We start from the raw sequence: 11,953 nt of genomic DNA, 5'->3' as shown, positions 1-11,953 counted from the left end.
GGTCATTAGGATTTATAATCATCTCTCATTTCGAAAACATACCGGTGAAGAATTTTCCTGATTTGAATCAAATTTTGAATGCATCTCCTGATTAAAATCTGCCGACTTATTTCGTGCAATCGAAAGCGTTTTCCAATCATTATTTTTCATCATTTTAGCAATGTATACAATTTGCCCAATGTGATAAGGATAATGCGCTAACTGACGGAAAACTGCATCCAAGACCGAATGCGCTTCGCCTCTAATGTAGATTGTAGAGTTGATATTCTCATCCGTAATTTGAGCCAAAGCTGTAAAAAGACAATCCCAACCTTTTTCCCAATATTGCAGAATTTCAGCTTTTGTTTTGAAAGAATTGATAAATTCCGAATCTCGGTTTCGCCAATCTTTTTCGCCATCTTCGGTAAAGAAATTAGTCCAGCGAGACAACATATTTCCAGCAACGTGATTGATGATAATTGCGATAGAATTACTTTCCTCGTTGTATTGCCAAAACAATTGTTCTTCAGAAAGCTGAGCGAACGATTTGTCACCCAATTCTTTATAATAGAGAAATCGCTTAATGAATAAGTCTTTCATTTTGTAATGAATTTGAAACTAAATGTAATAAAAAAATCCTTTCAGAAATTGAAAGCAAATAGATTTATAAAACAGTGAAGACTTATTTGAAAACTTTAAAACATCTTATCATAATTCCAAGCAGCAACAAAAATTCCGGCAGTTTCAGTTCGTAATCTTTGATTTCCTAATGAAACAGCTTTGATGCCTTTCTCCGCTAAAAACTGAATTTCTCTATCAGAAAAATCGCCTTCTGGCCCAATCAGGAAAGTAATTTGGTTGCTGGTTGTTGGTTGTTGGTTGATGGCATTGTCACGCGTGTCATCCTGAAAGGAGTCAAAGGTTCGAAGCGCATTCAGATTAATTCTTTCCAGACTTTCATTACAATGTGCCACAAAAGTATTTTCTGGATTTAGGTTTTTCATAAAGTCAGAAAATTTGGTCAAATCATTGACTTTTGGAAAGTGGAATCTGTGACTTTGTTTTGAAGCTCCAATAGCTTGCTTTCTCAACTTATCGATGCTGATATTCTTACGTTCGGTTTTTTCTGTAAGGATAAAACTAATTTCTGAGATGCCCATTTCCACAGCTTTTTCAACAAAAAATTCGATTCGGTCAATGTTCTTCGTTGGCGCAATCGCGATATGAAGTTTTGGAGAAAAATCAGGAAGATTTTCTTTGATTTCGGAAACGTCTAATGATACTTTTTTACCTTCGAAAACAAGATTTCCTTTTGCCAGATTTCCATTGCCGTCGGTTACGAAAATCTCTTCGCCTTCTCGCATTCTGAGAACTTTTGTGATGTGCTGTTGTTCATCAGAATCAATCATTAAATCAGGGAAAATCTGTCCAAAGAAAAGTTTCATTTTATATTGATTTTATATTGAACCACATAGGCACATAAGTTTTTTCGGGATAAAAAAGTCTAAATAGCTATTTTTACTTTTCTATTTCAAAATTCTTACAGCTATTGTGTCTATGTGGTTTTGAAATTTCACATTGTTTATTTTTTAGCAGGTTTTACAATTGAAATTATTTTCTTGCCAACTGTTGCCAATAAAACCGCAGCCAGACCAAAAACCATCCCCAATCCGAATTTTGAAAAGATATTTTCAGGAAGCAAATGGTGTATATAATCGATATTATGAAGAAAAATTTCCCCGGAAACCAACAACAAAGCGATAGTTCCAACAACGCCAAGAATTTTGATGACAATTGGTAAAGCCTTAATCAAAACTTGTCCAAGACCAGAGTAAAATCCTTTGTTCCCTGACTTTTTCATTAGGAAAAAACCGGCATCATCCATTCTGACAATCAAAGCAACAATTCCGTAAACGCCTACTGTTGCTATGATTGCAACGAAAGAAACACTCAGAATCTGAGTCAAAAGAGGATGTTGTTTCTCAATTACGGTTCCTAATGCGATAATCACAATTTCCAAAGACAAAATAAAATCGGTTTTGATAGCCGAACTGATTTTTGATTTTTCTGATTTCTCATCTTCTTCTGGTAAAGTGCTTTCTTCTACAACCTCTTGTCCTTTTTTATTTCTGTGAAAAAGAAATTCGATGATTTTTTCAACACCTTCGTAAGCCAAATAAATTCCGCCAATAATCAAAATATAAGTGATTGCTGGCTCATAAAGCCATTTGAGTAAAAATATAATTGGGATGATAATCAGCTTATTGATGAAAGAACCTTTGGTAATTGCCCAAAGAACAGGAATCTCGCGAGATGATAAAAATCCGGTTGCTTTTTCTGCATTTACTGCAAGGTCATCTCCGAGGATTCCGGCAGTTTTTTTAGTTGCTAATTTGCTGGTTACTGCGATGTCGTCCATCAACGCACCGATATCGTCTAAGATTGCAAAGAATCCTGAAGCCATAACTTTTTTATTTTGATACAAAAATAAGTTTTAAACTTTAAAATTCAATGCTTAAAGTTAACTGGTGGATTATTTTTATTTGATGTTTTGAAACGCGATTTCATTCTCGCTGATTAAAGCAACGCCTGTTTTCATTGTTGTATAAATGTCTGTGTCACATTCGCGTAAAGAACACATGTAGATTTCTTCTACCCAAGTGTTGTTGATGAAAATCAGATTGAGATATTCCTGTTTTCGCAGGTTGTTTTTGATAGAAAGATAGTCGCCTTCTTTTGGCTCGTAAGCAAAGCTGAAAACATTTTCAGAATTGATGGTTTCCAAAATTTCCTCTTTGATATCCTGAAGATAACCTGTCTCGGAACTGATTAAATCAAAATCCTCAGATTCTACCGAAGCTTCAGTTTTACCGGTGATGGTTTCCAAAATCCAATAATATTTAGATTTTTTTTTGGCTTGTTTTTCGAGGATTTTTTCTTCTAGTAGTAATTTCATAGGGTTTAATTTGAGTTGGGCTAGCTTACTAAAATGCCTAGTGGAAAGATATTTACACGTTAATAATGAAATTTCAATCAATCTTTTATGATTTTTCGGAAAATCATAATATCATTTGCTTTAATAGTGTCGTTAATATTGCATTTGATTTTCCTTTATTCATTTCTCTAACAACAATTTTTTCATTTCCGCTTTCACTCAGAATTTTTTTGTCAATAGGATATTTACTTGTATCTATGGGATTAAACTGAAAATTAAAAATGAAATAAGAAATGATAACCGCGACTATTGAACAAAAAATTTTCGGTGTAATTTGTTTTAGGAAAATTAATAAAAAGCTGAAAAAGGATAATACAAATGATGAATAATGAATTGCCCAAAAGAGATTATAACTCAATCTATCTGTAAAAATCCATTCAGCAAAAAAGAAAGTTTTTATTGATGTTATAATTAGAACTGCTAAGAAAACGAAAAATATAATTTTGAATATTCTCATTGCAAAATCTCATTTATATTAAAACCTATCTCTCTACAAATCATACTTCGCCGTAGCCGTTGTCCTAATATCCGTAAACTCGCCACGTTCATATTTCAGTTTGGCAACCATTGCAATCATTGCGGCATTGTCTGTCGTGTATTCGAATTTTGGAATGAAGATATTCCAACCCAATTTTTCACGGTTTTCTTCCATTGCTTTTCTAAGTCCGGAATTGGCAGAAACACCGCCGGCAATCGCAATATCGTTTATATTGAGTTCTTTCGCCGCTTTTTCCAGTTTATCCATTAGGATTTTGATGATCGATTTTTGAACAGAAGCACAAAGATCATTGATATTATCCTTGATGAAATCTGGATTCTTTCTTACCTCTTTCTGAATAAAATATAAAACCGAAGTTTTAATCCCACTGAAAGAATAATCATAACCTTCCATTTTCGGTTTGTTGAATTTGAAAGCGTCGGGATTTCCTTCTTTTGCTAATCTATCCACAATTGGCCCGGCAGGATAATCGAGGTCGAAGATTTTTCCTATTTTGTCAAACGCTTCACCTGCAGCATCGTCAATGGTTTTTCCGATGATTTCCATATCGAAATAATCCTTAACCAAAACTATCATTGTATGACCACCGGAAACCGTCAAACATAAAAACGGAAAAGTGGGTGGTTTAGGATTGGCATCATCAATAAAATGTGCCAAAATATGAGCCTGTAAATGATTGACTTCTATCAGCGGAACGTCCAAACTCATTGCCAGAGATTTCGCAAAAGAGGTTCCTACTAAGAGTGAACCCAAAAGTCCCGGACCTCTGGTGAAACCAATCGCGCAAATCTCATTTTGTTGTATATTTGCTTTTGAGAATGCTTTTTCTACGACAGGGATGATGTTTTGCTGATGCGCTCTGGAAGCCAACTCGGGGACAACGCCACCATATTCGTTGTGGATTTCTTGATTGGCAGCCACATTGGAAAGGATTTTGCTACCGCTGATAACGGCTGCAGAAGTGTCGTCACAAGAAGATTCTATACCTAAAATAATTGATGCACTCATAATAGATGGCAAAGTTAGAAAATAAAAATACAAATAACGAAGAACCACATATTGACAAACCTGTCAGCCAGAAAAAGCGACCTCTTTTTCTAAGAATTCTCAGCACTGTTTCTTACGGGATTATTGCTTTGGTGGCTTTGGTATTGATTATCATCAACCTTCCTATTACCAAAAGATACATTGCCAATCAAGCCATCGATTTTCTGAACAAAGACTTGAAAATGGGAATGTCTATTGATGACATCGATGTCAATTTTTTCGGCGATGTGACCATCAAAGGTCTGCACTTGAAGGATTATAAGGGCTACGAATTTGTCAAAGCAAAAGAGATGCGCGTAGCTTCTGACTGGTTTGCTTTAGCTTTCAATACAAGAGATATCAAATTCAACCAGGCTACAATCATTGAGCCTACCATCCGGGTGATTACTTATAAAGGTGATAGCATCAGTAATTTTATTCGGTATGTGGATAATTTTGATGATGGAAAACCACGTGATCCGAAAAGAAAACCCTTTAAAATGGGAATGAAATTCGATATCATCAATGGGATTGCAAGTATTGTTAATGAAAATAGTCCGGGCGAAGCAGGAAGATGGCTGGATGCAAGAAACGTCAACCTGAATGTCACTTCTCTAAAAGTAGAAGGCGCAGATGTTTTTGCGGATATCAGAAACTTTAATTTCATCACAAAGCGTCACGGTAAAGAACATACTGTAGATACTTTTTCCACCAATTTTGAACTGACTAAAAAACATTTGAAACTTGGGAATTTGACTTTCAATACCAATTATTCTCTTTTGCAAGGTGAAGCCATTCTGAATCTTGACCCAAAAACAAAATTTGCAGATTTTGGAAATAAGGTGAATTGGGATTTGAGAATGGTTCCGGGAAGCCAGATCAGTGGCTATGATTTGAGTTATTTCGTGCCGGATTGGGACAATTACACACCTATCAATATCTCAGGAACAATGACGGGACCGTTGAATGATTTTACTTTGAATAATTTCTTAATCCGCTCGCAGGAAATCAATCTGAATACCAAAAAGATGACTATCTCCAGTGTTCTGGATAAGAAGTTTTTCATTGAAAGTAAAGATGTTTCTGCTGATTTTACATACAAAGGTCTGAAAGCCTCGCTTCCGAAATTTATTTCTTCGAAGTTGGGGAATATTGCAGATGATTTTGGAAGATTGAAATATAATGGTTCTGTAAAAGTGAATCCAAAACAGATTTTTGCTACAGGAAATGTCATTACAGGAATTGGACAGGCGAAGATGAAAGACTTCAATCTTGTTGATTACAGTACAAAACGTCCAAAATACAGAGGGTATGTAGATGTTAAAGATTTGAATGTAACCGCTTTGACCAAAAACAAGCAAGTTGGATTGATTTCCGGCAAGTTCAATGTTCAGGGCGAAGGTTTTGATGTGAATACGATGTATGTGAAAACCACTTCAGATGTCAATCATATAGATTTAATGGGTAAAAGCCTTAATAATATTGAAATCGATGGTGTTCTGAACAAAAGAAGATTCACAGGAAATGTTAATGCCAATGATGCGAATGTAAAAGGGAATTTCAAAGGAATTGTGGACTTCAGCACCAAAAGATTATTTGCGGATTTCGATGCTAATATTCAATATGTTAATCTGAAATATTTCGGTATTTCGGCTGGTGATACCAATTCTGTCAGCGGTCATCTTGTTGGGAAAGTTTCTATGACCAATCTGAATGACCTTAATCTCGATACCAATATTAAAGGATTGACTCTCAATTCAAGTTCTCAAAAATTGCATATTCCGGATTCCAAACTCAAAGCTTTTTTTGAAAACGGAAACAGAATTGTTTCTGTCGATGCGCCCGGAGCTGTTACAGGAAGAGTTTCCGGCAGATTTGATTTGGAAGATATCGGAAATATGGTGATGAATAGTGTCAACAAAATTCTGGTTGGTAATCCTCCGAAAAAAACTTATAACGGACAGAATTTCGATTTCGATTTTGATGTGAAGCAAGGTTTGGTTTCGTTCTTTGTTCCGGATTTGGAATTACCAGACGGCGCAAAAGTCGCTGGGAATTATGTAGGAGCAACCAATGATTTGATTCTGAATGCGGACGCAGCTAAGATCAAATATGTGATGACTAGCAAAAAGGAATTGAGTGAAGCCGAAAAATTCTTGGCGGAAACCGATGCAACTTATCAGCCAGATCTTAACAAAGTGAAAGATAGCGCGATGGTCGACAGTCTGAAGTTGAGAGTAAACACAGCAAATCTTGACCAACAGTTGCTTGCAACTATTAAAAGAGGACAATATGGTAATAATGTTCTTCAGGATGTGAAGTTGGCAGCTAACAATGAGAATTCGCAGATTTTGCATATCGGAACGGTTTTCAAATTAGGAAGCTTGGAAGATGAAACAGCAAAACAAATGAAAGAATATGCGGTGAACATTAACCAAACAACTAATGCTATTGGTGATTATGTTTTGCGTTTTGAGCCGACTACCGTTAAGCTTAATGACGTTGCTTGGAGCGTAGATACGAGTCCGGAACTTAATCATTCTATTACATATAGGAAGAAAGAAAAAGATTTCATTGTAGAAAATCTCAGAATTTATTCTGATGAAAGTGAGCTTTTGGTCAAAACTGCGGATTTCAAATCCGGAAAAGAGTTCACGGCAGATGCGGAGGTGAAGAATCTTGATATTTCGAAACTTCTCGCTTTTAGCAAAGATAAAAATGCGCTGGATATCAAAGGAACTGCGAACGGAACCATCCAAATCAAGAAGTCTGGAAACAATCTGGAGCCTTTGGTAGATCTGGATGTTAATGATATTTTTATGAATGGTAAAGCGATGGGTAACATCGAAACCAAAATCACGAAAAGCGAAAAACCGAATGTATTTGATGTAAGTATTCAAGCTTTATCATCGGATTTACTAGGGCATAATACTTTGGATGTCACAGGAACTGTGGATAATACAGGATCATCTATGGCACTCGATCTAAACGCAAAAATGAATGAGTTTGACCTTGGTTTTGCACAGCAATTTGTAAAAGAAATTTTTGGAAACTTCCGAGGAAAAGCTACTGGAGATCTTAAAATATCAGGTCCAATAAATGATATCGATTATAGTGGTGATATCGCTCTGAAAGGATTTGGCTTGAAGTTATTATTCACGGGAGTAGATTATTCCATGGATGATACAGTTATTAATCTTTCAAAAGGTTTGGCGCTACTGAACAATATTGGAATACGAGACGGAAGAGAAAATTCTAAAGGAAATATTTCTGGTTCAATACAATTTGAAACGTTGTCTTCATTAGGAATTAACTTAATTATGCGTGCCGATAATCTCTTGGTTTTGAACTCGACACAAGATGATAATGATCTATTTTGGGGAAGAGTTACAGGACAAGGTGATGTCTATGTGAGTGGACCGGTTTCTGCTCTGGAGATTTCTACGCCAAATGATGGACTTAGAGTTTTGAATAACAGTACGTTTACATTCAATAGTGCTTCTACTGCGAATGTTGAGGAATTTAAAATACTAAGATTTTTGAAACGTGACGATTCGGGTCAAATCTCAATAGAAAAAAAGAAAAGATCTGGTGCTAATATGTTGATTGATTTTGATGTTACCATTGACAAAGGATCTCTAGTAAATGTATTGGTAGGTGATGATGTAGGAAATATCTCTGTGAGAGGAGAAGCACGTCATCTTAAATTCAAGATGGAGAGAAGTGGAAATATTTTGATGGATGGAACTTATACCGTTGATAATGGAACATTTGTATCAAAAGCGATCTTAAATAGAACTTTCCAAATTGCCAAAAACAGCAGTATCCAATGGAGTGGAAATCCAATGACACCAGCTCTTGATATTACCGCCAATTATACCAGAACTGTAACCAATGCAGGAGAATATCTGGGAATGTCTCTTACGCAGCCAATCAATGTCGTTTTGACAACGAAAATTACAGAAACATTAACCAAACCTGATATCGAATTTGGCGTTGCTGCTCCGGATGGATCTTCACAAGTAAGGGAAACTTTGGCAACTAAAATGAGTACGGACGATGAAAGGATTATTCAGTTCGGATCTATTTTGGTACTTAATAACTTTAACGTCGTCAACTCTGGTGGTTTGAAAGTGGATGTGTCACAAACCGCTGTGAGTACAGGTTATAGTATGGCTTTTAAGCAATTGGGTTCTGTTCTTAATACAATTAGTAGTGCATTTCAAATTAATCTCGATTATATAAGTGGTGATGTAGGGTCTAACACATCAGACAGAGCAAACACCAGTGTAAGTTTGGCACTTTCTCCAAGATTTAAACTGAAAACAGGTTTAGGTGTACCGATAGCAAGGACAGATAATGCTAATGCTAATTATTTATCTGCAGAAGGAATTGTAGAATATGACTGGAGCCGAAATAATAATGGAAGCCGTTTGCTGAGAGCTTATTCCAAACCATCTAATATTGGTATCACCACTGCACCAGGAGCTAATCAAAGTTATGGTGTTGGAGTTGTGTATAGTAAAAGTTTCAATTCTTTCAAATATATCTTCAAAAGCCGAAAAAGGATAAAAAAGGACTCCGCCGACGTTGAACAAAATAAAATAGATTCTGTAAAAAACAAGCTAAATAAATGATAATTATCATAGTGAATATGAAGTTTTGTTAAAAGCTGTTAATGTTTTGATATTTCTTTTTATTTAAAATATTTTTTATAAATTTGCAAAAAAATTAGATATATTTTAAATAAATAATAAAATCATACAATGAACTATCAATTAGACGATATCGATAAAAAGATTCTGGATTTCTTAGTAGAAAACACTAGAATGCCTTTTACAGAGATTGCAAAACAAATGGATGTTTCTGCGGGAACAATCCACGTAAGAGTTAAGAAAATGGAAGATGCTGGGATTATCCTGGGTTCTTCTCTTAATATTGACTACAGTAAATTAGATTATAACTTCACAGCTTTTATCGGTATTTTGTTGACAAAGTCAAACCATACACAAGAAGTTTTGAAACAATTAGCTTTGATTCCGAACGTTGTAGAAGCTAGCGTAACATCTGGAAAATATAACATCTTCTGTAAAATGAAAGCAAAAAATACTGAAGATGCTAAGAAAATCATTTATCAAATAGATGATATCCAAGATGTAATGAGAACAGAGAGTATGATCTCTATGGAGGAGTACATCAGTGATAAAAACCGTTTAATCAACGCGGTTAGTATATAGTTAGTTAATAGAAATTTCTATAAAGAGGAGCTTATTTTTTAAGCTCTTTTTTTGTACTTTTAAGGAATGAATTCAGTGGATAAAAGTTTTAAAAATAATAAGGATTACTATCTTAGTTTCGGTCTTATATTATTGGTTTTCTTGTTAAGTGTGAATACAGATTTAGCAGAGTTTTCGCAACATCAATCGCTTAATATTCCGACCGGATTTTTCTACTATACATTTGGAGTTGATATTTTGATAATCCTAAGCTGGCTACTTATTCTATTTTTTAGAAAGATAGGCGTAATACTTTTTCCTGTTTTGGTAATGCTGCATTTTGGACTGCATAACTATTTTTTGAGCACTTACCTGTATTCTGATATTACCGCCCTGTTTCTTTTTGTGGGAGTTGGTTTGATAGCAGTTATTCCACGTTGGAATGATGTGATGAAATAATAAAGATTTATAAAATAGAAAAGCCCCAGAAATAATCCAGAGCGTTATCTTTTCTCAGCATCGACGTGATATTTATTGAAAAATTTGCTGATATAATCTGTATATTTTAATTTTAAACAGATCTATGTTCATCTTGTGTGCCTTCAGAATCTAAGGAACGAATAAAGTGTTTAGTTTTATGCCACAAAGATTATCATTTAACATAATATTGACAAGAAACGAACTACTACATAACTACGCCAATAGTTTAATGATTTGATAATGAGGATTTTGAATTTAAATAAAGGGGTTTTTAGAAATCCATCATCCATTTGTTCAAATCGATTTCTGAAGAGATATCCAGTTGTTTTCTCAATCTGTTTTTTCGGGTTTCTACACTTCTTACAGAAATATTGTTGTAGTGAGCAATTTCTTTTGTGGTGAAATTAAGTTTCAGTAATGCGCAAAATTGCAACTGCCCGGTTGTGAGCTCTGGATAATTAGTAATCAATTTATTGTAAAAATAAGGATACACTTCCTTGAATCTACTTAAGAATGATGAGTCATTATTTTTGGCTAATTCCAAAAGTTCAGCAAAAGCATCATTGACTTTAAGTTCCAAATGATTAAGTTCCTCTTCTTTTTCTATGAGGTCATCCTCAATATTTTCCTTTTGCTCTTTTTCTTCTCTATAGCTTTTAAAATACTTAACTGTAAAAAAGAAAAATACAACAGCAAGAAATATAATACTGCCAATAAAAATATAAAGATTCTGATACCAGTTTTTCTTTTCCTCGTCTAAAATATTTTGGGAAACTTTATCAGTTTCCAATTTTTCTTTTTTACGGATGATTTCATTTAGTTCGCGAGATTTTTTTGTGTAATAAGAGTAAATTTTGTCATCACCCATCTGCTCATAGATTAGGCCGAGATCATCGTAAATATATTGTAAACGATAGATGTCATTTGCTTTCTCAAAAATAGGTAAGGCTTGTTTATAATAATGGATAGAACTGTCTTTCTGTTTCATTTCCAAATAAGCGTTCCCTAAACCAAATAAGCCAAATGCTTGATTGATAGAATCGTTCTCCAGTTTGCCCAACTCGTAGGCTTTTCTACTGTAGTAGAGCGCAGGTTTGTAATCTTCTAGATCTATATATGTTACCCCTAAACTGGAATATTGTGCAGAGAGCCAGTTATTACGTTTTGTTCTGTTTTTTATTTTCTTAAAGTACTCGATGCTTTGTAGATCATACTTCAGTGTTTTTTGTGGATCTGTATACTGGAGATTTAGGATTTCGGCTTTTCCATTGTAGATCTGTCCAAGTGAACTGTAAAGATCATCATTGATCTTTATTTTTTTACAAAGTTCTTCTGCTTTTTCATTTGTTTTAATGGCTTTTTCAAAAAAACCTAGATAAGCATAAGCTATTGCTTTTGCAATATAAGCTTGGGTACAATGGTAATCGTCGCCTTCTTTCTTTGCGATTTCATATAATTTGTCAGCAGATTTTAGAGCTTTTTCTTGTTCTCCAAGCCCAAGATAAGAACTGATATCTGCTTTTAGAGATTTTGCTTTTCCTTGATAGTAATCAATATCCGCAGAAATTTGGTATGTCTTATTACTAATCTTTAAGGCTTCGTTCCGATCGGCAATCTTAAAAGTTTTTGCAATTAACTGGTCTACTTGCTGAGGTGTATATTGCTGCGCATCCGATTCCGAAAGAAAGGAAAATAGAAAAGAAAGTATTAATAATTTTTTTTGAAAATCCACAGCGTCCAATGCGAATGCAAAAATAT

9 protein-coding genes are annotated in these 11,953 nt (G+C 34.6%); 3 read left to right on the top strand and 6 right to left on the bottom strand.

The annotated features are described in order from the left end of the window. Positions 1-18 precede the first annotated feature (18 nt). From KI430_RS08890 to tsaD, 5 genes are all read right to left on the bottom strand, one after another. On the bottom strand, positions 19-579 hold the full coding sequence (locus tag KI430_RS08890) for a DUF1572 family protein (RefSeq protein ID WP_248874063.1): 561 nt from the start codon (positions 577-579) through the stop codon (positions 19-21). Between the two features lie 95 nt (positions 580-674). After that, positions 675-1,424 carry an RsmE family RNA methyltransferase gene (locus KI430_RS08885; protein WP_248874061.1) on the bottom strand — a complete coding sequence of 250 codons (750 nt, stop codon included), beginning with the start codon at positions 1,422-1,424 and terminating at the stop codon, positions 675-677. A 137-nt stretch (positions 1,425-1,561) separates the two neighbouring features. Further along, positions 1,562-2,443 carry a DUF808 family protein gene (locus tag KI430_RS08880; protein ID WP_248874059.1) on the bottom strand — a complete coding sequence of 294 codons (882 nt, stop codon included), beginning with the start codon at positions 2,441-2,443 and terminating at the stop codon, positions 1,562-1,564. A 75-nt stretch (positions 2,444-2,518) separates the two neighbouring features. After that, entirely contained in the window at positions 2,519-2,935 is a 417-nt protein-coding gene (locus KI430_RS08875; RefSeq protein WP_248874057.1) for a hypothetical protein, read from the bottom strand. 529 nt (positions 2,936-3,464) lie between these two features. Then, on the bottom strand, positions 3,465-4,481 hold the full coding sequence (gene tsaD / locus KI430_RS08870) for a tRNA (adenosine(37)-N6)-threonylcarbamoyltransferase complex transferase subunit TsaD (protein WP_248874055.1): 1,017 nt from the start codon (positions 4,479-4,481) through the stop codon (positions 3,465-3,467). Between the two features lie 5 nt (positions 4,482-4,486). Between tsaD and KI430_RS08865 the strand changes: the two genes are divergently transcribed. The 3 genes from KI430_RS08865 to KI430_RS08855 all read left to right on the top strand — a co-directional run bounded on the left by KI430_RS08865 (position 4,487) and on the right by KI430_RS08855 (position 10,174). Continuing rightward, complete coding sequence (locus KI430_RS08865) at positions 4,487-9,136, top strand: translocation/assembly module TamB (RefSeq protein WP_248874053.1); 4,650 nt, start codon at positions 4,487-4,489, stop codon at positions 9,134-9,136. Positions 9,137-9,265: 129 nt separating this feature from the next. Further along, complete coding sequence (locus KI430_RS08860; protein ID WP_034970566.1) at positions 9,266-9,736, top strand: Lrp/AsnC family transcriptional regulator; 471 nt, start codon at positions 9,266-9,268, stop codon at positions 9,734-9,736. Between the two features lie 66 nt (positions 9,737-9,802). Further along, positions 9,803-10,174, top strand: coding sequence for a hypothetical protein (locus KI430_RS08855; protein WP_248874051.1), 372 nt, complete (start codon positions 9,803-9,805; stop codon positions 10,172-10,174). Between the two features lie 292 nt (positions 10,175-10,466). Here the strand turns inward: KI430_RS08855 and KI430_RS08850 are convergent, their stop codons facing one another. Then, a complete protein-coding gene (locus KI430_RS08850; RefSeq protein ID WP_248874049.1) occupies positions 10,467-11,927 on the bottom strand; it encodes a tetratricopeptide repeat protein in 1,461 nt (486 codons plus the stop codon). Between the last annotated feature and the right edge of the window lie 26 nt (positions 11,928-11,953).

This window comes from Epilithonimonas zeae, assembly GCF_023278365.1.
Lineage (GTDB): Bacteria > Bacteroidota > Bacteroidia > Flavobacteriales > Weeksellaceae > Epilithonimonas > Epilithonimonas zeae_A.
The sequence above is the reverse complement of the archived record's forward strand: the minus strand, read 5'-3'. Positions and strand labels throughout refer to the sequence as shown.

Bases quoted from the DNA above. Each gene is read 5' to 3' on its own strand.
- KI430_RS08875 (WP_248874057.1), bottom strand. From the start codon at position 2,935: ATGAAATTACTACTAGAAGAAAAAATCCTCGAAAAACAAGCCAAAAAA.
- KI430_RS08865 (WP_248874053.1), top strand. From the start codon at position 4,487: ATGGCAAAGTTAGAAAATAAAAATACAAATAACGAAGAACCACATATT.
- KI430_RS08890 (WP_248874063.1), bottom strand. From the start codon at position 579: ATGAAAGACTTATTCATTAAGCGATTTCTCTATTATAAAGAATTGGGT.
- tsaD (WP_248874055.1), bottom strand. From the start codon at position 4,481: ATGAGTGCATCAATTATTTTAGGTATAGAATCTTCTTGTGACGACACT.
- KI430_RS08880 (WP_248874059.1), bottom strand. From the start codon at position 2,443: ATGGCTTCAGGATTCTTTGCAATCTTAGACGATATCGGTGCGTTGATG.
- KI430_RS08860 (WP_034970566.1), top strand. From the start codon at position 9,266: ATGAACTATCAATTAGACGATATCGATAAAAAGATTCTGGATTTCTTA.
- KI430_RS08885 (WP_248874061.1), bottom strand. From the start codon at position 1,424: ATGAAACTTTTCTTTGGACAGATTTTCCCTGATTTAATGATTGATTCT.
- KI430_RS08855 (WP_248874051.1), top strand. From the start codon at position 9,803: ATGAATTCAGTGGATAAAAGTTTTAAAAATAATAAGGATTACTATCTT.